Source organism: Prolixibacter sp. SD074 (assembly GCF_009617895.1).
In the GTDB taxonomy this organism is placed as follows: Bacteria; Bacteroidota; Bacteroidia; order Bacteroidales; family Prolixibacteraceae; genus Prolixibacter.
This window is the reverse complement of the sequence record NZ_BLAW01000001.1, coordinates 1,323,531-1,344,935: the sequence shown is the minus strand read 5'-3', so window position 1 is coordinate 1,344,935 and position 21,405 is coordinate 1,323,531. Positions and strand designations below refer to the sequence as shown.

Sequence of the window (21,405 nt, the reverse complement as noted above, 5' to 3'; positions counted from 1 at the left end):
TCAGACTATGAAAAAGATATTCTATCTGTTGGGTGTCATCCTGCTTTTCAGCCAATGCTCCAATAACTTTCTGGATACGGAGCCACTTACAATGAAAGTGAATACCAGTTTCTACCAAACGCCTGGGGACGTAGAAGAGGCACTATATGGAATTTACAGCTTGATGAATCCCGGAGACAATCTGTTCAAGCACAGTTTTTTCGTTTCCGAATTGATGTCGGATGACCGCTTTGGCGGCGGAGGTACCGTGGATCCGGAACTTCAGGCGATAGCAGATTTTAAAAACTATTCGTACGATATGTATTTGTTCCCATGGCAGCAGGACTACAAGGGAGTTTACCGGTCCAATATGTTGCTGGAGAGTATTTCGCAGGTAACGGATTGGGATTCAGAAACGCAGCAAGCCCGGTATGAAGGGGAAGCTTTATTTATGAGAGCATTCTTCTACTTCGATTTGGCCCGGATGTTTGGTACCGTTCCCCTGGTATTGAAAACGGAACCGGAGAATCTGCCCAAGGCCACACCGGAAGAGTTATATGCCCAGATTGCGCTGGATTTGAAACAGGCAATCGAGAAATTACCGGCTGCTCCCTATTCTGTTAACGATATTGGACGTACAACTAAATGGGCTGCAGAAGGATACATGGCCCGGGTGTTCCTGTTTTATACGGGAGTTTATGGTAAAACCGAATTGCCGTTGCCTGACGGAGGTACAATTACTAAAGCTGAGGTAATCAACTATGTAGATGATTGTGTCGCCAACAGCGGTCACAAATTGGTTAGTGATTTTCGAAACCAATGGCCCTATGCCTATGCCGGTGATGTGTATCCCTACGCGAAGGATAATAATCTTTCCTGGGTAGGTGAGGAAGGTGGAAATACCGAGGCGATGTTCTCTATTCGATTCTCTATTCAATCAGCCACCTGTAACCGCTTCAACCTGTTTTTCGGATTGAGAATGCAAAATACTTACCCGTTCGGATATGGGTGGGGATGCGGCCCGGTAAATCCCCAGTTATGGGATTCCTGGAGCAACGATGATATCCGGAAAGTCGGTTCGGTCTGTGATGTGAATGCGGAAAGTATCGGGTATGTTTCTTCTCCCGATCAGGTAGAGGAAACTTATTTCTGGCAGAAGAAATACATGCCGGTCAATATTGAAGTCGACGGCGCCAGTAAAAGTATGTTCACCCAGATCTATGCTCCTGATCAAAAGCAGGATAACATGACCTGTAATACACAGGAAGTGGTCCTTCTGCGGTTGGCGGATGTCATGCTGATGGGGGCTGAACTGGGTTCAACCAAAGCCCAGGAATATCTTGATGATGTTCGTGACCGTGTTCAATTGCCAAGCGTTCCCGTAACACTGGATAATATCAAGGTGGAAAGACGCCATGAACTGGCGTTTGAGGGAGTGAGGTACTATGATTTGCTTAGGTGGCATGATGCCGAAAAAGCCTTTAGTGCCATTTCGAATATTCCGGTTGTCAGCGGAGGAAAGCAAACTACTTATTCGGTAACATTCAATCCTGAAACCAAAGGGTTCTTGCCGATACCTGAATCCCAAATTTTGTTGTCTGAAGGTGTTCTCGAACAAAATCCCGGTTGGCAGTAAATCAATACAAACCTAAGAATTCAAAAAGAGATGAAAAAAATATTCATATTTCTGTTTGTCACAATGCTGATTGCATCTTGTGATCCCATTGAGGACAGGGATTCTCTTCCTGCCTTGAAAAGCGTAGATGAGGTAGCTCAGGAGCTAGACCTGAAAGTGGAAAGTTTAACTCCGGGGAGCAACGAAATAGCGGTTTCTGTTAAAGATGGCAGCATCGTTCTTTGGAAGGCAGATGGTCTGAGCTCTTTCGCAACAACAGACACACTCAAACTAACTTCTCTTGGCAAAAAAGAAATTGTTTGTGACGTCGTGACAGACGGTGGTATTGTCAGTATTCAAAGGGAAGTAGAGGTAACCGTTTTGGAGGGATTGGTCCCGGAACCACTGTCTTACCTGGTGGGCTCTTTTGGAGACGGGGTGACCTGGGTATACGCCACCGATTATGGAGACGGAACCCAACATTGGTATTTGTCCAGTCCTACCAATTGGGAAGAACTCTGGTGGTCTCCGGTTGCTGATGGAACCAACCCGGCTGACGGTGGATTTGAAGATGAGTTGTTCTTCAGTCGTGTCGATGATGTCAATACCCTGAAGATAACAACGTCTCCCGGGGCAGAACCGAAAAGCAGCGAATTTGAGTTTGATGCCGACAACATGACCATCACCCTGAAGGATATGGATCTGTGTGACTACGATTATGTATTTGTACCCGATGTCCGGATTTACCAGATAAAATTGCTGAATGAGAATGAACTCGTGCTGTTCCAGAATTGTGCCGGAAGTGCCAAGAATCTGGGGTGGGTATGGCGATTTAAGAAAAAAGGATACCGGTACTAAAACCGAAAATCATGTCAGTAATTGGAATTGACCTCGGAGGAACGAAACTGATCAGTGCGATTTTTTCTGAAGATGGAGAGATACTGGATGTAAGAAAGGTATTGCTTCAAGGGAAAAAAGGCAAAGAGGTCAGTGAATTGATGCAATCACAATTGAAGTTGTTGCTGACCATCGGCGATTCCTTAGCGGATCCGGTGAGAGCCGTTGGTGTATCTGTTCCCGGAATTTACAATGCCGTTTCCGGCACGGTCTGGGTGCCCAACATCGATGGATGGGACAACTACCCTCTGAAGAGGGAGTTGTTCGAAACGATAGAAGGAAGACAGATCAATATAGAAATTGCCGGAGATCGGGCCTGTTATGTCCTAGGAGAAACATGGAAAGGGAAATCCCGGGGATGTCGGAATGCTATTTTTCTAGCCGTTGGAACAGGAATCGGAGCCGGCATAATGATCGATGGTGAAGTTGTCCAGGGTCCCGGCGGTATTGCCGGGGCCGTTGGCTGGCTTGCACTTAGCAAACCATACGAGGATAAATACATTCCCTGCGGGTGTTTTGAATATTACGCTTCAGGAGATGGCTTGACCCGGTATGCGAATGAGTTGCTGTCTTTGCAGTCTGACTATTCGGGAATGTTCCGGACCCGGGAAATAAATGCTTATAACCTGTTCCGCGCATATGATGATAACGATGAAATTGCGGTTCGGGTAATCGACAATGCCATTGAATACTGGGGGATGGCTGTTGCGAATCTGGTGAGTATCCTAAATCCTGAGGTGGTTATCTTCGGTGGAGGGGTATTTGGCGAGGCAGTACGATTTCTTGACAAAATTTATCAGGAGGCCGTAAAATGGGGACAGCCCATTGCCATGAAACAGGTTCGGTTGGAAGCTTCCTGGAACGCTGAAATGGCTGGTCTTTATGGCGCGGCTAAACTGGCAATGGGTTACGATGACAATTTAAGCGAATAACCATGGATACACGAAAACTTCAATTCTTTGTCACCGGCTTGGTAATGATGTTGTTTGGCATTACGATGGTGGTGGTCGGAACCATCAACGACTTTCTGACTTCTACTTATCAGGTCGACAAAATTTTTATCGGGTTCTGTGCTTCTATGTTGACCACGGGTATCCTGGTTGGTTCCTTTACTTTTGGAGCGATTGTCGAGTTTTATGGTTATAAGCCCATCATGATTCTGGGAATCCTCTTCGTTATTATGGGAATAGAGGGGATTATTTATGCTCCGGATGTATCGGTTATTCCTTACCTGTTTTTGTTAATCGGAGTCGGCGGGGGAGTTATCAATGGAGTCACCAATCTAATCGTGGCCATTCTTTATCCCGAAAATGCCGGTGCCTGGATCAGTTTGCTGGGTGTCTTTTACGGGGTTGGGGCGTTTGGATTTCCGTTGTTGACTTCCATTCTATTGAATTCGGGTTTAAACTACCAGGCCATCTTGTTTATTACCGGTCTGGTGCTGGTAATTCCCTTAGTATTCGTACTATTCGTGAAGTTTCCGGCTCCTAAACGGGAAAAACCGGTGAAAATGCGGGAATACCTCGGTTTTTTTACTAAACCGGCGATTATTATCATTGGTTTGGTTCTCTTTTTTCAGAGTGCCGTTGAAGCCATCCTTCCGACCTGGGCTCCTACCTACCTGAAAGATACGTTTCATGTGGATTATGCGAGGGCACTTTATGCAATAACCGTTAGCTGTGTCAGTATTGCACTGACCCGACTCTTTTTAAGCCAACTCCTGAAAAAAGTATCGTCTTTCAAGGTGTTGTTATTCAGTTTGCTGATTGCCATGGCTGGAATTCTCATTATGGGATTAGGGCCTACGTTCTGGGTGTCCCTGACCGGGATCGCGATTATCGGTGTGGGACTGGCAGCATCTTTTCCGGTTATGCTGGACTATGCAGCCGATGCATTTCCCGGTTATACCGGAATCGTTTTCAGTATTGTGATCGGTATAGCCCTGGTTGGGAACATATTACTGAATTTGTTAACTGGTTATATCTTGCAGTTGTTGGGAATGAGCATGTTAAGTGTGTTGCTCATACTGTTTGTTTCAATCATCATAGCATTACTGTATGCTGTGAAATATAAAATCATTAAACAATAGATTTATGATAGCTAAAGAATGGTTGAATAACGCGCACGGCGTTATGAACAAAATTGAGGAAACTCAAATGGAAAATATCAGGAAAGCGGCGATGATCATGGCTGACTCCATTGAAAAAGAACGGTGGGTCCACACTTTCGGTTGCGGTCATGCTACCCTGCCAATCCAGGATATTTATCCGCGAATCGGTGGATTTGTAGGCTTTCATCCGATGCTGGAATTACCACTGACCTTTTTCACAAACATTACCAACGGGATGAGCGTGCAGAATTTTGTGTTTTTGGAACGGGTTGAGGGGTATGGAACGGAGATTATGAAAGGATATCAATTCCATCCGGATGACTGTTTCTGGATGTTTTCACATACAGGTATTAATGCCGTGAATATTGATATCGCCCTTAAAGTAAAGGAGATGGGTAATAAGCTGATTGTTTTTGGATCGGCTGAAGAGGCCAAAGGGAAAAAACCAAGACATTCCAGTGGCAAGACTCTTTTTGAACTTGCTGATGTGGTCGTTGATTCATGTGTCCCTGTGCAAGATGCCTCTGTTTCGCTGAAGAATCACGTTGACAAGGTCGGTCCGGTGTCGACAATGGCATTCGTTACAGCCACCTGGATGACTGTCCTGACGGTAGCGGAGATTCTGGCAGACAGGGGAGTGAAGCTGTATATCCATCCATCACATAATGTCCCTGGAGACACTACCGCTCACGAACGTCTTCAGTCATGCCTGACTGAATACAAGAAAAGAATTAAAGGAGTTTAGACTAGTAGTTTGGTTCGTTAGATTCAGTGGAATGAGGGGGGTATGACTAATTTCGCAGGTTGTGCTGCTCCTCATTCCCTTAAAGATAACCGGTTAAAAATATTGATGATGAAATATTGTTTATTCGCAGTGTTTGTTGTCCTGATGACATCCTGCCACTCCCGGGAGGAAAGTGCATGGATCAGGATTAATCAGGTAGGATATATGCCCGATGCAGTCAAGAATGCCGTCTATGTAAGTAATTCAGATGGAGGTATAACAGAATTCTCAATTTTCTCGGCTGACGGAGATGAAAAAGTTTACGAATCGGAGCAGGTTACCGAATTTCCGGTATGGGGACCTTTTCAAAAAAGCTACAGGCTCAATTTTTCCGATTGGAAAGAGCCTGGTCGGTACTATATTCAGGTCGGAGAGGTTAAATCCCCTGTTTTTCAAATAGGGAATGACGTGTATGCTCATATGGCGGACTACATTCTTCAGTATATGCGGCAACAGCAGTGTGGGTATAATCCGTTTTACAAGGATTCCTGTCATGTGAAAGACGGATTCATCATTTATAACCCGGACAAAAAAATCGATTCGACGCATATTGATGTAATCGGCGGATGGCATGATGCTACCGACTATCTGCAATATGTGACTACTTCAGCAAATGCCACCTATCAAATGCTTTTTGCCTACCAACAAAATCCTTCGGTTTACGGAGATCACTACCAGGCAAACGGGGATCCGGGGAGCAACGGTATCCCTGATATACTGGATCAGGCCAAGTGGGGACTTGACTGGCTGGATAAGATGAACCCCTCCGAAGGGCAGATGTACAATCAGATTGCTGATGACCGGGATCACATTGGCTTTAAACTGCCGGATAAAGACACGGCGGACTATGGCAGAGGAAAAGGTGGAGAGAGGCCTGTTTATTTTTGCACAGGTAAACCCCAGGGATCGACGGCTCACCAAAACAATGCAACAGGTATTGCTTCCACGGCCGGGAAATATGCTTCAGCTTTTGCCCTTGGAAGTAAGCTCCTAAAAAAATATTATCCGGAGTTTTCGGAAAAAATCTTCAAAAAAGCGTCGGAAGCTTATGATTTCGGTAAGAAAAATCCCGGGGTATGCCAGACGGCATGTTATGTGTCCCCTTACTTTTACGAGGAGGGTAACTGGGTCGACGATATGGAACTGGCTGCTGCTCAGCTTTATCTTCTGACCAAAAATGATACCTATCTGGAGGATGCCATAAGCTATGGCAAACAGGAGCCGTTTACTCCCTGGATGGGTGCCGATACCGCCAGACATTATCAATGGTATCCGTTCATCAATCTGGGACATTATTATTTGGCTTATGGGACAGGGGACAAGGAAGCTTCCTTGTTTGACCATTACTATCAACAGGGGATACAACGTGTTTTTAACAAAGGAAAAAATAATCCCTTTTTTATTGGAATACCTTTTATCTGGTGTTCCAATAATTTGGTTGTAGCTATGGCTACGCAGTGTAATTTGTACCGCAAAGCGACCGGGGATGAGCAGTACCAGGAAATGGAGCAGTCATTAATTGATTGGCTATTTGGCTGTAATCCCTGGGGTACCAGTATGATCATCGGAATTCCTGGAAACGGCGATTTCCCGACTCAGACTCATTCCGGAGCGGTCGTTCTGTTAAACCGGCAACCGCTTGGAGGATTGGTGGATGGCCCGATATACCGTTCCATTTTTGAACAGCATATTGGTTCAGGTTTATCAGGAGAAGATCCCTATCGGGCGTTTCAGTCTTCTGTAGCAGTGTATCATGATGACACAGGAGATTATTCGACCAATGAACCGACGATGGATGGTACGGCCAGTCTGAGCTATCTGCTTTCGGCTCTCGAATCGGAGGGAAGGAAAGAGAACCGGGACTGATTTTTTGTTGGGGAATATGCCGGGAGTTGTCTATTCCTCTTTACATTCGTTTTAGTAAACGAAAAAACCTGAAAGGAACAGGGCAAAATGGCACTATTCCTTTCAGGTTTTGAAATTGAAGTGTTAGTTCAAAAAAGGTTATTTATAATGAAGAACTATATCGTTAAAAACGGAAGAATCATTCTGAAAGACAGTATTCTGGATGGTTTCGATATTGTTGTCGAAAACAACACCATTACCGATATCTCGCAAGACGTGGCAGTTGTTGGAAATTTCACGATCATTGATGCTAAGCAGGCATACGTCTCTCCAGGTTTTGTTGAAGTACACATCCACGGGTGTGGTACCTATGGTTTTGATATTCTGGATGAGGGCGACCTGGAAAGAGCTGCCGGGTTTCTGAAACAAAACGGAATCAATACGTTTGTGCCGACCTTCCAATACAACCGGGAGGTTGTGAATGATGTAGTCCGGAAAATTCAGCAATCCAGTTTGTTGGCGGATATCCCGGGAATTTACATTGAGGGCCCCTTTATCAGCAAGGAGAAAAAAGGTGGCATTTCAGCAGATTATATCTTCGATTTCGACCGTGAGCGGTTGGAACAAATCATCGGTGAAACAGGAGGGTTATTGAAACTAATGACCATCGCACCGGAGAAGGACGGGAGCCGGGAGATGGCTGCTTACTTAAATGAGCATGGTGTCGTTCCCTGTTATGGTCATTCGAATTGTGAAATAAAGGATGTAGATATACCGGGAAAGTACAAAACGAATATTACCCATCTTTTCAACGCGATGTCGGGAGTATCTCATAAACGGAGCGGACTGGCCATGCTGCCGTTCATTAATCACGACACTTTTTTTGAATTGAACGGTGACGGGATCCACTTAAATGATGAGACCATCCGGATGTGTTATTCCAGCCTGAACAGGGAGAAACTTGTTATGATTTCTGATGCGGTGGTATCCGCAGGGTTAGAGTATGGCGAATATACTTCCTATAACCGGGAAATCGTATCAAATGAATTCGGTGTCAGGTATAAAGCGGATAATGTTTTAATGGGCTCCAATCTTTTGGTCAACCAAATCTTAAAACGGTTTGTGGAACTGACAGGAGCTTCGTTGTACGAGGCTGTTCGGTTTGTATCTTATAATCCCTGCCAGCTTTTGGGAATTGACCACCGAAGAGGAAGTATTGAAATTGGTAAGGACGATGATTTGATTCTTCTGGATCGGGAATTGAATGTAATTGGGAATTTAAAAAACGGATATGGTGAATGAAACCAATACAATAACCGGTAGTAAGACATCCCGCGTTTTGTCAGTTGATATCATGAGAGGACTGACGCTCTTTCTCATGTTGTTTGTGAATGACCTGTATGAGCCGGGAGTTCCTTCCTGGTTGGTGCATACTCCTGCCGATTATGATGGTATGGGATTGGCTGATTGGGTTTTCCCCGGATTCCTGTTTATGGTGGGTATCTCTATCCCGTTTGCTATTACTTCCCGTCTGTCTAAAGGAAAAAGCAGGCAGGAAATATTCACGCATATATTGGTACGTACCTTTAGCCTGTTGTTAATTGGTGTGCTGATGTTGAATATGGGCTCGGTAAATTCCACTCTGACAGGGATGAATCATTACTGGTGGTCGATACTGGTCTTTGTTTTCATTTTCCTGATATGGAACAGGTATCCTGATTTATCCCAACATAAAAAGTTGTACGCTGGTTTGAAGCTGGTGGGAGTGGTTGGGCTGGTTGTCATGGTGATCATTTTCCGTTCCGGAGAACCCGGACACATTGGTTGGCTCAAGACCGGCTGGTGGGGGATTCTTGGATTGATCGGATGGGGTTATTTTGCAGCCGGTACTTCTTTCCTCCTGGTCGGTGAACGATTTTGGGCAAACACCCTGGTATTCCTCTTTTTCTTCGTTCTGAACGTATTGTCTCAGGTGGGAGTACTGGAATTTCTTAATCCGGTCAAACCGCTGTTGGGCATTCTCATCCAGGGAAATGTACCGTTTATAGTCATGGCAGGATTGTTAACCGGGATGTTGATGAAAAAATATGGGACTCACTACAGGAAACTGCTGCCTGTGATTATTTCAGCTGGTCTGTTGTCCCTTGTTATGGGCTTCGTTCTAAGGAACTGGTTCATCATCTCTAAAATATATGCTACTCCCAGCTGGGGAATGCTTTGCAACGGGATTAGTTTACTTGTTTTCTCTGCTTTGTATTACTTTTTGGATGTACAGAAAAAAAGTCGTTGGGGCAGTATATTTCTTCCGGCCGGTCAAAATTCCCTAACTACGTATCTGGCACCGGACATCCTTTATTTTCTGGTTGGCGGACTGGGACTTCATATTTTCTTCTACAAGCAGGATCACAGCGCGTTGCTGGCTGTCGGTGGTTCATTGTTATGGGCTTTGGCCATGGTTGGACTTACTGCACTGCTTTCGAAAATTAACATTCGGTTGAGGCTATAATACAAGGGAAAGACTTTTCAACGTCACACATTGCCTTCTTTCTATTTAATAATAAAAATATAGACTTATTTATTATAAGTATATTGGAGTTGAGTGAACTATAAGGTGACCTGTTTTTAGTTATTTGCGGCAAATAGTTGATTTTCATATAAAAATAAAGAGGGCACCAAATTCAGAATTGGAAAGCCCTGGATGAGGCTTCAGTTTATCTCTGGTCAATTCTCTATGATGAAAAAAAATCTCTAAGCACCGGAAAACGACTAGTAAGACAGATATTGATTAGTTTTACTAAAAAAATGTTGCTCAAGGTTGCCCTCCTGTTGTCGATGATGATTCAAATTGGTGCTGCTGTTATTGCCATCAGTTTGATTCGTCGTACCCGTTATAATGTATCCTGGATATTGATTTCGGCTGGATTCGTTTTGATGGCTCCTCACGATTTGGTATCAATAACAAGTGGGGTTTGTTTCCTTCGGCTTCATTGGCATGGCGGATATCTGAGGAATCATTTATGAAGAGTTCTTCGGAGTGGCTGAGCTATTTGAAATTACGGGTTGGATACGGAATAACAGGAAACCAGGACGGCATCGGTGAATATAAATCTTTATCTCTCATTGGTGCTGGTGGTGCTCCTTATTACGATGCCGAAACCGGCAGCTGGAAACAATCCTACGGTATTATCCAAAACGCTAATCCAAATTTGAAATGGGAGTCAACTAGCCAATTAAATGTAGGTGTTGATTTCTCATTGTTTGATCGCATCAATGGTTCGTTTGAAGTATACCGGAAAAAAACGAGTGATCTTCTCTACACTTATGAAGTTCCGCAGCCACCGTATCTGTACGGAACAATCCTGGCAAATGTTGGCGACTTAAGTAACAAGGGCTATGAGTTGACTCTTAATGCGAATCTGATGCAGAAAACAGATTTTAGCTGGAATACAACACTGACTCTTTCACATAATATTCAGAAAATAGAGAAATTATCAAATCAGACTTATCAAACAGATGCCATCTATTCCGGCTCGCTTCATGGCCTTCCAGGTATGTCTGGTCAATATGCTCAGGTAATTAAAGAGGGGTATGCTCCCGGAAGTTTTTGGGGACCTAAAAGTCTTGGACTGGATCAAAACGGTGAAGTTGTTTATGAGAATGATGGTGAAGCCCAATATTTAGGTAATGCACAGCCAAAGTTCAACCTGGGATTTAGCATGGATTTGACCTACCGGAATTTTGATTTTCAAGTATCAACCTATGGTATGTTTGGGCAGAAGGTGTTGAATGCGACCGCGATGGTGCTCAGTGATCCGAATCGCTTACCTGTCAACAATGTCACGAATAGTTCACTGGAAAGTGGCATTACATCAAATGCAGCTTATTCAAGTTACTGGATTGAAGACGCTTCATTTTTGCGGCTCCAGAATGTTACCATTGGATATAATATCAATACCGGAAAAATGGGGATTAAAAAATGCAGAATCTATGTGACAGGTGAAAACCTTTTTGTGCTGACAGGATACAGTGGTATCGACCCTGAAGTGAACATAGATGGACTGGATAATCCGGGAATGGATGTATATAATTACTATCCCAAAACACGAACGGTAACTTTCGGTGTAAACCTTTCTTTTTAAACCTTATTAATAGAAATCGCTATGAAGAAAATAATATATATAATTCTGTTGCTGCCCCTGTTATTTTTCGAGAGCTGCACGAATCTTGACGAAAATTTATTTGATAAAGTGGAGTCGGCCGATTATGGAAAAACTCCTGACGAGATCAAAACGATTATCGGGAACGCATACGCTTCCTTAAGAGGATTTAATGATGGAATCACCATTTCTTATCCCACCTGTGAATATGTATTCTTTTTGACGGAAGTTTCCTCAGAAGAGGCGTGTATCGCGACCAAAGTAGGAGGTGGATGGTATGATGGCGGCGTTTATTTGGAAGCTCAGCATCATACCTGGACTCCGGCAAACCGAATGCTCTTAAGCGCCTGGAGGTATTGCTTCGAAGGTGTTTCAAAAGTTAACTCCGTAATTTATCAGGTCGATGAATCGAATCTCACGCAAGAAGAGAAAGGAGCTATTAATGTAGAACTGCGCGGTATCAGGGCTTATTATTACTATCTGCTTTTAGATATGTTTGGAAATGTTCCTATTGTAACCGACTATCAGGTAGCTGAATTACCTGCCAATTCAACCAGACAACAGGTTTTTGAATTTGTTGAATCAGAATTAAAGGACATCGTAAATAAATTGCCCAGTGAAGCTATTTATGGCCGTTTCACGAAAAATGTAGCCTATGCGCTCTTAGGAAGATTGTACTTAAATGCAGAAGTGTACACCGGAACTCCCAGATGGCAGGATTGTATAGATGTTTGTGAAAAAGTATCGGGTTATATTCTGGAACCAGATTATTTCACTAATTTCTTGATTCAGAATGAGGTATCAAAGGAAAATATTTTTGTGATTCCTTACGATAGTAAATCCGGAACAAAAGGTAATTATCTTCAATCGATGACCATTCATGAATATCAGAAATTCGCTATATCACGAACCGGAAATTACCCCGGAAGTCCCAACGGACTCCTCAGTCAGCCTGGTCTCTATTCCTCGTTTAATGATAGTGACTTACGGAAAAAATCACTGCTCGAAGGCAAACAAATCAATCTGAGTACCGGGCAGGTGATTTTATTGGATGATGGCAGTGAGCTTGATTATACTGAAGAGATTTCCGATTTGAACGCGGCAAAACCCAATGAAGGTGTTCGGATGTATAAATATGAAGTGAAAGACGGTCAGGGTTGGGAGCGTGACAACGACTGGGTACTCATTCGTTATTCTGAAATATTGTTAATGGAAGCTGAGAGTTATGTCAGGCTGGGAGACCCCGGAATGGCTCGACCGTTAGTTGAACAGGTTCGTTCCAGGGCAGGGTTGTCAACACCAGCAACAATCGATCTTGATTTCATTAATAATGAACTGAAATTCGAATTTGTGTATGAAGGACATCGTCGAACCGATAATATCCGTTTTGGAGATTATTTCAAACCTTGGTGGAATAAGGATGCGACACCTTCTTACCGTGGCATTTACCCTATTCCCCAGTCAGTGATGGATAAAAATACCAACTTAGTACAAAATCCCGGTTATTAATGATATGTCAGGCTTCCATGTTTAAGTGGAAGCCTGATTTAATTACCTGTAGTAGAAATCCTTTTCAATAAACAGATAAACACGAGACTGAGGTATACTGATTAGCTGTTAGCTTCTCAGAAGATAGTGTGCGATAGCGGTTGGAAATGAGTGGACTGAATGAATCAGTCATCTGTCCACGTTGGCTGACCGGAGCTCTCACTATGTCTTATCACAAAATAGTCAATCAGTTATGAAAAAATACATTTATATATTGCTATCCATTCTTTTAATGGAGGGCTATGTCTATGCCGACAATGCTAAAAAAACGGTCAGTTCCCCGGATGGAAGGATTAATGTGGTATTTGCCGTGAATAATGAGGGACGGCCTTATTACAACGTTTCATTTAAGGATGAACCAATTATAGGCAATTCTTTTATCGCATTCCGGTTCAAAAAGGCACACGAGTTAAAAAATCATATCCAGATGATTGACGCTCAAACAAGATCAGTAAACGAAAAGTGGAGCAGAAAATGGGGCCCTACAATTGAAGTTGCGGATCACTATAACATGTTGTCGGTTCAACTTCAGGAGGAATCCCGGCTAGGCAGACGATTCAATATCATTTTTAAAGTGTATGATAATGGGCTGGGATTTAGGTACGAATTTCCGGAACAGAAGAATCTAAAGGATGTCCAGATAATGGACGAACAGACGGAATTTCAACTAACGGGTGACAATAGTTGCTGGTGGACCCCGGGTGATTGGGATAGCTATGAACATCTTTATTCGCATACGAAGTTTAGCAAAATAGATGATACACCCTATTTGAGGGATGCTCTCATCTCTTCATATATCCCTGATATAAAGGCGGTAAGTACCCCGATTACGATGAAAACGAAAGAAGGGACTTACCTGAGCTTTCATGAAGCCAACCTGGCCAATTATGCAGGGATGACTCTTTCGTGTAATGCGGAAGCATTAAAAATGACCAGCGCACTGGTCGCCTGGGAAGACGGAGTTAAAGTAAAAACAAAAACTCCTTTTGTAACGCCCTGGCGCACGATTCAAATCTCAGAATCGCCAGCTGGTTTAATTGAATCGAATTTGATTGAGAATCTCAATGATGAGTGTAAGATAGAGGATACGGATTGGATTCATCCCCAGAAATACATTGGCTTGTGGTGGGCCATGCACATCGGTCAATACGATTGGGAAATGGAGAACAACAATCATGGAACCACAACCGAAAGATCAAAGGAGTATATTGATTTTGCCAGTAAAAACGGTATCGAATCGTTACTCATCGAAGGCTGGAACGATCAGCATGTCGAATGGATCAAAAATGAACGGAAAACGATATTCGATTGGGTGACTGCTTATCCTGATTTTAATTTTCAAGAGGTAGTGGATTATGCCCGGTCTAAGGGAGTTAAGATAATCGGGCAACATGAAACCAACGGCATGGTCGGCAATTACATGCGGGACATTGACAAGGCCTACGACTACTTTAATCAGTTGGGTATCGAGACGGTGAAATCTGGTTACGTTGGACAAATTATTCCGGCAACTCATTATCAACAGGGGCAATGGATGGTTGAAAATTACCGGACCGCATTGGAAAAAGCCGCAAAGCATAAGTTAATGCTATTTGTTCATGAAACCATAAAACCTACCGGATTGTGCAGGACTTATCCAAACCTGATGGCGGAAGAAGCCGCCCGTGGCCAGGAATTTAATGCCTGGGGGAAGCCAGGCAATAACCCTTCGCACACATTAATTCTTCCTTTTACCCGGATGTTAGCAGGAACGATGGATTTTACTCCGGGAATTTTCGATATAAAACTGGAAAAATACCGCGAAAACAATCAGATTCCAACCACGCTGGCGAAGCAGCTGGCCTTGTTTGTCGTTTTCTACAGCCCGGTTCAAATGGCCGCTGATATCATTGAGAATTATGAAAATAATCCCGCCTTCCAGTTTATTCGTGATGTACCGGTTGATTGGGATGCTCAAAAAGTTGTGAATGCGGAAATCGGTGAATATGTAACCATCGCCAGAAAAGAAAAAGGGACCAAGAACTGGGCATTGGGAAGTATCACCAATGAGTCAGCCAGGGAATTCGATATTCCGCTCTCATTTTTAAATGATGGGATAACATATAGCGCGTTTATTTATGCCGATGGAAAAGATGCCAGTTGGGATAAAAATCCGCTCGATTATTCAATTCACTGCGAACGGGTAACCAACCAAACGGTACTGAAAGTGAAACTGGCCAAAGGAGGAGGTCAGGCAATCTATTTTAAAGCAATGGAATAGACTGAAAAGGATGACGCCGGGACGGGTAGATTATCGATGCCCGTTCCGGTTTGTTGCCAAAGCATAAAAGTAGAGTGATAAATTATCTAGTGTATTGGCGTAAATGGGAAGGACGATGAACTGCTATACAATACAAGTCATAAAATCAATATTGTTCCGTCGGGAGAGGGGCGCATAGTGATTAATACGGAATTTGGTCAACAGCCGAAGCACACAAAACCACAACAGGTTATACCGTTTTTGCCCAAAAACGTCCGGGCAAAATTTCGGGTTGATTTTCGTCTGGTGCTCAAAGCGTTCAAGGAAAAGGGGTATTATGAAGATGTACATAGGGATAAAATTGCCAAGAACGATTTTAAAGGCCTTTATATAGCAGGCAATACTTTTTCGCTGAACCAGGACTATGACAACCTTCATCTCGATGACCGGATGCAGTTAAAGGATCCTGACGGTGATGGTATTTACGATACCGAATTGGTACTGAATACTTACAATCCTGATGCCCATGTGGCCTCAAAATGGTCATTGGAACACGATATTTCGAAATATCCCGCTTTCCGTAGCGAGTCATCGCTGTTAAATGCCGTTTGCAATATGTCGCTTGATGAGTTGTGTCAGAATATTGAAGCCGACAGTACTTTTCGAACCGGAGAAAAGTGGGGTGGCGTGTGGACAAGTGATATCAGCTACAGTATTTAAGATGATTAAGAAGTACGACTTTTACCGGAAAAACTTTTTCTCCAAACGGTTCCGGAACAACATGGAAAAGATGGATAAACTGTTTGAACAGATGGACTCCCTGAAAAACAATTATTTCCTGGAACAGGTAAAACCACAGGTCCCGAAGAAATAATTTCGCTTGAGGGATGACAGGCAGCCAATAGCAGAAGCGATGTGCGGCAAGGCGGGAACGCTGGAAACAGGTGCCGGGCATCGATTCAACGGTGCAATGCACCCTGCCCTGCTATTGGTTTGTCTTTGTCGTACATTGCCTTCCGGCGGAAAGAGATTGTTAGTCTCTTTTCCGCCACTCCACATCGGCTTTAAATAACGCTTTCGCGGAAGCGGTCTCAACGGCCTGTACCTTTGCTTCGGTTCCGTTGCGGTCGATTTGCATTTCCATTTCGTCTCCCCAATGTACTTCCGACAGGAATTCGAGGTTAAAAGCGCTGAGAACATTTTGCTCGTAATGCTTGCGGTCGAAACAATCGGTCACCCAGTCGAGGTAGCGGGTATTGTTCACGTGCATGTTCATGTCGATTTCATCGTAACGGATGACCTTGCGGAACGCCGGCTCGGCTCTTTCGAGGGAGATACGGTCGGGCAGGGGAGCATCCAGTGCGGTCTTTCCGCCATTATCGGGTAACTCTACCCCAAGGGCCGACAAACGCTGCGGACGCATGCTTTTGGCGTTCACCAGTAACCAGCCCGACGCACCACGAACGATTTCGTTGTTCTGTTCGTCGTACATCCGGAAGTCGCGGCGAAAGAAGAGGCGCTCCAGGCCTACCGGCCAGGTTTCAATGCGGATGGTTTCGCCCCATTTGGGCATGCGGTCAATCTCTACCCGGATGCGCGACAGAGCCCAGAACAGTTCACGTTCCATGAGTGTGTCGTAACCGGCTCCCAGGTTCTCGGCATGGTTACCGGCCGCTTCCTGAAAGTATTGCTGTAAAACGGAAGGTTTTAACTCCTGTTGAAAATCAAGGTGATATGAGGCTATCTTAAAGGATTCTTCCCAGACTTTTTTCATCGATAAATGTTTTGTTGGCGCCGTTGCCGGGTAATGGTACACGGCGGATTGAAGAGGCAAAGATAAGAAAAGGGGATAAGTTTCAGGTTTAAAAGTTTCAGGTTTGGAAGAGTTTCTGTTGTTCCTGTTGTTTCTGTTGTTCGACTTCGATGGACAGTTTTCGCAGAGGCGTCCCTTGAGGGATAAATTATTCTTCACCGGTGGAAAAGCAATTCAGATACACCCGCAACTCCGGAAGGAGCTAATTTGGTTGCTTTCATTCAACCCGCTTCGGGGTTGGTCGCAAAGGAGGAGTTCACAACCCCCAAATTAATTGGGGGTGAAGAATATTCATCCGGCACTGCCGGATAAAGCCCATCCTGAAACTTGAAATCAATTATTCATCCACAATAGCTATCGGGACTAATTATTAATTTCTCATTGTTCATTACTCATTCTCCTTATGTGTCAGGCTCAACAACCCGGGCAACACAACCAGCAACAGCGGAAGTGCGACAATAAATCCACCAACCACGGCAATGGCCAATGGTTGATGCAACTGGGCGCCGGTACCGATGCCCAAGGCCAATGGCGCCAGTGCAGTGATGGCACAAAGAGCAGTCATGAGGTTTGGGCGCAACCGGACGCTGATGGCATGGGTGATGGCTTCATGTACCCTACCGGTTTCTTTAAAGGTGCGCTTAAATTGCATATAAGTGAAAATTGAATTTTCGCCAATGATACCCACAATCATGATGAGGCCGGTATAGCTGCCCACATTGAGCGGCGTATTGGTCAGGTAGAGCGCCATGAAACCACCGGATAATCCAAGTATCGAAATGAGCAGAATGATGAGTGGAACTTTCAGCTCCCGGAACATGAACAGAATGACCCCAAATACCAGCATACTGGCAATGATGAGAATTGTTAACAACTCTTTGAATGATTGTTGCTGTTGAGTATAAGCGCCTCCGTATTCAATCTGGTAGCCTTGGGGAATGACCAGATTGGATTGGATGGTCGCTTTGATGTCGCTCATGACACTGCCCAGGTCGCGTCCGGCCAGACGGGCTGTTACGCCGTACATGTTTTGTAGGTTTTCGCGTTCAATTTCCGATTCACCCGTTTGAAATTTAATTTTGGCGACGCGAGAGAGGGGAATGAGCTGACCACCCGGCATAAATACTTTCAGGTTTTGCAGCCGGTCGAGGTCAATATTTGTGCTGTCGTGATCAATAATGCGGATGTTCGAGAGATAGTTTCCACTAAAAATATCGCCGGCCACATTCCCCTCCACAGCCGCTTGAAGCTGGTACTGGAGATCATCGGCAGTAATCCCGTATCGGGCCATGGCGGCGTAGTCGGGCATGACCGAAATCGACGGACCGGCAATTACAATACCATCGAACACATCAGCCGTTCCTTTTACCCGTTCTACCAGTGAAGCCGTCTTCTTCGAAAGCGATCTCAACTTTTTGTCATCGTTTCCAAATATTTTGATGACAATGGGCTGGACAGAGGTCGTAAGATCCCCCAGCATATCCCCAATTACCTGTCCGTAGTCGGTGATGAGGCCCGGTACTTTGGCACCCACCCGTTGCCGGATGTCATTAATTACTTCGTCAGTGGTTCGTTGCCGATGCCCTTTCAGTTCGATCAGGTAATCGCCACGGTTTGGTTCGGTGATGAAGAAGCCCATTTGTGCTCCGGTACGCCGGGAATAGGCTTTTACTTCCGGTATAGTAGTAATAATCTTATCCACCTTATCCAACATTTTATTGGTAGCATCCAGCGAGGCGCCTGGAGGGGAATTATAGTCAAGTACGATGCTTCCTTCATCCATTTGCGGAAGGAAACCGGTTTCCAGTCGCGGGTAAATCCAAACAATCGCGCCCAGGAGTAATACCACAATCACCACATTGATGTAGGCATGATGAGTGAAAAAGTTCACCCAGGTTTGCTGTTTCAATACATGAACTTTCGGATTGTCCGCTTTCTTTTTGGGTTTGCCTGAAAGCAGCAGATACACCACCGGTAAGCCCAGCCAGGTAACCAGGAACGAGCAGATAAGCGTAATCATCATGGTGTTGGTCATGATGTGGAAATAGGCGCCCGCTACGCCTGACATCAGGCCAAAAGGCAGAAAGATAACAATGGTGCTAAGCGATGATCCGACCATGGCCGGAAAAAGATAACGGATGGCTTTGCCCACCAATTTGCGGGAATGGGCGTCGGGATGCTCTTCGTGTGTCCGGTGAATTTGTTCGATGACTACCACGGCATCATCGATAATAAGTCCCATAGCTGCCACCAGCGCCCCCAGCGTCATGATGTTGAAGGTGTATCCAAGCGTGTAGAGGACCGTCAGCGTAGCGCCCAACGTAACTGGAATGACAATCAGGATAGTGCTTCCGGCTTTCGCTGAACGTAAGAATATGAGCGCTACGATAATGGCCAGTACGAGCCCAATCCAAAACGCATCCATCACACTCCGGATCGAGCCGTTTACAAAATTAGCCTGAACATAATAAGGTTTGATGCTAACATCTTTAGGTAAGGATTTCCGCAGTTGGACCAAATTTTTTTGTACGGCATCGGTGGTAGAAATCAGGTTGGCACCGGGTTGTTTCACAATATTCACCAGCACGCCTTCTTTTCCGTTGGCATTGACTTTTATATATTCTGTGGCCTTCTCGATTTTGATCTGTCCCAAATCTTTCAGGAGAATAACGCGGTTCCCATCATTCTTCACTACCATATTTTCCACATCCGATTTATCATGCATCGACGCGTCAGTCACGCTGAGATACAATCGCCTGTAGTCGGGGAGAAATCCGTTGGAGCGGATGAAACCGGTAGCAGCAAACCGACTTTGCAATGTAGCCAGTGTGATCCCGAGGCTGGACATCTTTTGCCGGTCGGGAATGAAGCGGTACTCTTTCTCTTTACCGCCAAGAATAGCCACCGAGGCTACACCCTCAGCCTGCGAAAGGAATGGTTTCACCTGGTAGGTGGCCATATATTTCAAATCAATGAGCGAGCGGGTTTTGCTCTCCAGCGAATAACCAATGACCGGCAGGATGGAGGGAGTCATCTTCTCCACCGTAATGCTGATATTGGCGGGAAGCTGATCACGAATCTGGTTGATGCGCGATTGTATCTGTAACTGGCTTAAATTGATATCCGATTTCCAGTCGAGAAATGCAGATATTTCGCAACTCCCACGGCTGGTGATACTACGGATCATCTTTAGGCCGGGAACCTGTTTGATGGCATTTTCCATCGGCCGTGTCACCGTCACCATCATTCGGTTGGCCGGTTGCAGTCCGGCATCAGCAATTACTTTTACTTTGGGAAATGTTACTTCCGGGAAAAGGGAAACCTGAAGCTTGGAATAAAAATAGCCACCACCCAAAAGAAGTATTGCCAGTAAAAAGGTTACCGGTTTTTTAAATGCGGTATAGAAGTTTTTAATGTTCATCGATAGAAAAAAGTTTCGTAATTAGCGAATCACTTTTACATTCAGGGTGTCAGGGACTCCATAGTTGCCGGTCGTCAGGATTTCATCGGCTGGCCGGAACGTTGGCGTGAGTATTTCCACGCTGTCAGCTGTTTGGATGCCGGTGGTCACCGGAACTTTTACGGCCGTTTCCTTTCCATGCATCTTCATCACCCAGAAATGGGTTTCCGTTTCGTTGGCCAGAACGGCCGTTTTGGGAAGCAACTGTGTGTTCTCCTTCTCCGATTGTGCCAGTGACACTTTGGCCATAAGGCCTTCGGGAACTACACCCGCTTTTCCCACGCGGATAATCACCTGATGGGTTTGTGCAGCCTGGTCAACCGACGGCAATGTTTCGGTGACCACTCCGGTCAGTGTCCGTCCGTCAGGCAGCCTTACCGGAAGCTGCATCCCGTTATGGATAATGGTCGGCCATTCAACCGGAACATTCAACAGGAAGGCCATACTGTTGCGATCGTTGAGGGTGGCCAGCGGTTCTCCCTCCGGTACAAAGTCTCCCGTTTGGTGACTGATGGAGGCCACGTAGCCTGATACACTGGCACGGATGGTTATCCTTCCCGACAGGCCCAGTTGCAGGTTCAGACTATCCAGGCTGTTGCCCAGCGCTCTTGATTCTTTCGTTTCAATAACGAAAACCGGGGCGCCCTTCTTTACCATACGTCCAGGTTCGGCAAACGACTTGAAGACATACCCGGTGACGGGCGATTTTAGTACATGCTGACGCCGAAACACGGACGTTGCATTGAGCTCCACGGTTTGTTGAATGGTCCCGCGCCTGACATGTGTAACCTGAACCTCAGGGAGCGGCGCCGCCTGGTCTGTTGTTGATGCAGAGTCCTTTTGACCGCATCCGCTGAAAGCCAAAGCCGTAAGTGCGAAGATCCCGGCCAGCCAAAAGCGTTGGGCTGTGAATGAAAAACGGGTACTGTTTCTTTTCATGAATGGCATACCTGACAAA

Annotated in this window: 16 protein-coding genes; 13 read left to right on the top strand and 3 right to left on the bottom strand. The window is 45.0% G+C overall.

Going from position 1 to position 21,405, the window contains the following annotated elements; translation table 11 throughout:
* Positions 1–7 precede the first annotated feature (7 nt).
* The 13 genes from GJU82_RS05945 (at position 8) to GJU82_RS05885 (ending at position 16,048) form a co-directional block, all read left to right on the top strand.
* Positions 8–1,615, top strand: a complete 1,608-nt coding sequence (locus GJU82_RS05945; RefSeq protein WP_153631307.1) for a RagB/SusD family nutrient uptake outer membrane protein — start codon at positions 8–10, stop codon at positions 1,613–1,615.
* A 30-nt stretch (positions 1,616–1,645) separates the two neighbouring features.
* Complete coding sequence (locus GJU82_RS05940) at positions 1,646–2,452, top strand: hypothetical protein (RefSeq protein ID WP_153631306.1); 807 nt, start codon at positions 1,646–1,648, stop codon at positions 2,450–2,452.
* Between the two features lie 11 nt (positions 2,453–2,463).
* Positions 2,464–3,423 carry an ROK family protein gene (locus GJU82_RS05935; RefSeq protein WP_153631305.1) on the top strand — a complete coding sequence of 320 codons (960 nt, stop codon included), beginning with the start codon at positions 2,464–2,466 and terminating at the stop codon, positions 3,421–3,423.
* Between the two features lie 2 nt (positions 3,424–3,425).
* The gene (locus GJU82_RS05930; RefSeq protein WP_153631304.1) at positions 3,426–4,580 is read left to right on the top strand and encodes a sugar MFS transporter; all 1,155 of its coding nucleotides are present in this window, start codon (positions 3,426–3,428) and stop codon (positions 4,578–4,580) included.
* Between the two features lie 4 nt (positions 4,581–4,584).
* Positions 4,585–5,346, top strand: a complete 762-nt coding sequence (locus tag GJU82_RS05925) for a sugar isomerase domain-containing protein (protein ID WP_153631303.1) — start codon at positions 4,585–4,587, stop codon at positions 5,344–5,346.
* Positions 5,347–5,388: 42 nt separating this feature from the next.
* The gene (locus GJU82_RS05920) at positions 5,389–7,251 is read left to right on the top strand and encodes a glycoside hydrolase family 9 protein (RefSeq protein ID WP_228488585.1); all 1,863 of its coding nucleotides are present in this window, start codon (positions 5,389–5,391) and stop codon (positions 7,249–7,251) included.
* Positions 7,252–7,398: 147 nt separating this feature from the next.
* A complete protein-coding gene (gene nagA / locus GJU82_RS05915) occupies positions 7,399–8,532 on the top strand; it encodes an N-acetylglucosamine-6-phosphate deacetylase (protein WP_194830977.1) in 1,134 nt (377 codons plus the stop codon).
* On the top strand, positions 8,522–9,736 hold the full coding sequence (locus GJU82_RS05910) for a DUF5009 domain-containing protein (RefSeq protein ID WP_153631301.1): 1,215 nt from the start codon (positions 8,522–8,524) through the stop codon (positions 9,734–9,736). The genes nagA and GJU82_RS05910 overlap by 11 nt, the downstream gene beginning before the upstream one ends.
* 391 nt (positions 9,737–10,127) lie before the next feature.
* Complete coding sequence (locus GJU82_RS05905; protein WP_153631300.1) at positions 10,128–11,369, top strand: TonB-dependent receptor domain-containing protein; 1,242 nt, start codon at positions 10,128–10,130, stop codon at positions 11,367–11,369.
* Positions 11,370–11,390: 21 nt separating this feature from the next.
* The gene (locus GJU82_RS05900) at positions 11,391–12,896 is read left to right on the top strand and encodes a RagB/SusD family nutrient uptake outer membrane protein (protein WP_153631299.1); all 1,506 of its coding nucleotides are present in this window, start codon (positions 11,391–11,393) and stop codon (positions 12,894–12,896) included.
* 232 nt (positions 12,897–13,128) lie between these two features.
* The gene (locus tag GJU82_RS05895) at positions 13,129–15,195 is read left to right on the top strand and encodes a glycoside hydrolase family 97 protein (RefSeq protein WP_153631298.1); all 2,067 of its coding nucleotides are present in this window, start codon (positions 13,129–13,131) and stop codon (positions 15,193–15,195) included.
* 285 nt (positions 15,196–15,480) lie between these two features.
* A complete protein-coding gene (locus tag GJU82_RS05890; protein ID WP_153631297.1) occupies positions 15,481–15,894 on the top strand; it encodes a hypothetical protein in 414 nt (137 codons plus the stop codon).
* A gap of 1 nt (position 15,895) precedes the next feature.
* Positions 15,896–16,048 (top strand): hypothetical protein, encoded by a 153-nt coding sequence (locus tag GJU82_RS05885; protein ID WP_153631296.1) that lies wholly within the window; start codon positions 15,896–15,898, stop codon positions 16,046–16,048.
* 159 nt (positions 16,049–16,207) lie between these two features.
* Here the strand turns inward: GJU82_RS05885 and GJU82_RS05880 are convergent, their stop codons facing one another.
* From GJU82_RS05880 to GJU82_RS05870, 3 genes are all read right to left on the bottom strand, one after another.
* On the bottom strand, positions 16,208–16,948 hold the full coding sequence (locus tag GJU82_RS05880; protein WP_153631295.1) for an acyl-[acyl-carrier-protein] thioesterase: 741 nt from the start codon (positions 16,946–16,948) through the stop codon (positions 16,208–16,210).
* 427 nt (positions 16,949–17,375) lie between these two features.
* Positions 17,376–20,408, bottom strand: a complete 3,033-nt coding sequence (locus tag GJU82_RS05875) for an efflux RND transporter permease subunit (RefSeq protein ID WP_153631294.1) — start codon at positions 20,406–20,408, stop codon at positions 17,376–17,378.
* Between the two features lie 21 nt (positions 20,409–20,429).
* The gene (locus tag GJU82_RS05870; RefSeq protein WP_194830976.1) at positions 20,430–21,386 is read right to left on the bottom strand and encodes an efflux RND transporter periplasmic adaptor subunit; all 957 of its coding nucleotides are present in this window, start codon (positions 21,384–21,386) and stop codon (positions 20,430–20,432) included.
* Between the last annotated feature and the right edge of the window lie 19 nt (positions 21,387–21,405).

Excerpts from the sequence above, each read along its gene's own strand:
- GJU82_RS05945 (WP_153631307.1), top strand. The coding sequence starts at position 8 with ATGAAAAAGATATTCTATCTGTTGGGTGTCATCCTGCTTTTCAGCCAA.
- GJU82_RS05940 (WP_153631306.1), top strand. The coding sequence starts at position 1,646 with ATGAAAAAAATATTCATATTTCTGTTTGTCACAATGCTGATTGCATCT.
- GJU82_RS05935 (WP_153631305.1), top strand. The coding sequence starts at position 2,464 with ATGTCAGTAATTGGAATTGACCTCGGAGGAACGAAACTGATCAGTGCG.
- GJU82_RS05930 (WP_153631304.1), top strand. The coding sequence starts at position 3,426 with ATGGATACACGAAAACTTCAATTCTTTGTCACCGGCTTGGTAATGATG.
- GJU82_RS05925 (WP_153631303.1), top strand. The coding sequence starts at position 4,585 with ATGATAGCTAAAGAATGGTTGAATAACGCGCACGGCGTTATGAACAAA.
- GJU82_RS05920 (WP_228488585.1), top strand. The coding sequence starts at position 5,389 with ATGACTAATTTCGCAGGTTGTGCTGCTCCTCATTCCCTTAAAGATAAC.
- nagA (WP_194830977.1), top strand. The coding sequence starts at position 7,399 with ATGAAGAACTATATCGTTAAAAACGGAAGAATCATTCTGAAAGACAGT.
- GJU82_RS05910 (WP_153631301.1), top strand. The coding sequence starts at position 8,522 with ATGGTGAATGAAACCAATACAATAACCGGTAGTAAGACATCCCGCGTT.
- GJU82_RS05900 (WP_153631299.1), top strand. The coding sequence starts at position 11,391 with ATGAAGAAAATAATATATATAATTCTGTTGCTGCCCCTGTTATTTTTC.
- GJU82_RS05895 (WP_153631298.1), top strand. The coding sequence starts at position 13,129 with ATGAAAAAATACATTTATATATTGCTATCCATTCTTTTAATGGAGGGC.
- GJU82_RS05885 (WP_153631296.1), top strand. The coding sequence starts at position 15,896 with ATGATTAAGAAGTACGACTTTTACCGGAAAAACTTTTTCTCCAAACGG.
- GJU82_RS05880 (WP_153631295.1), bottom strand. The coding sequence starts at position 16,948 with ATGAAAAAAGTCTGGGAAGAATCCTTTAAGATAGCCTCATATCACCTT.
- GJU82_RS05875 (WP_153631294.1), bottom strand. The coding sequence starts at position 20,408 with ATGAACATTAAAAACTTCTATACCGCATTTAAAAAACCGGTAACCTTT.
- GJU82_RS05870 (WP_194830976.1), bottom strand. The coding sequence starts at position 21,386 with ATGAAAAGAAACAGTACCCGTTTTTCATTCACAGCCCAACGCTTTTGG.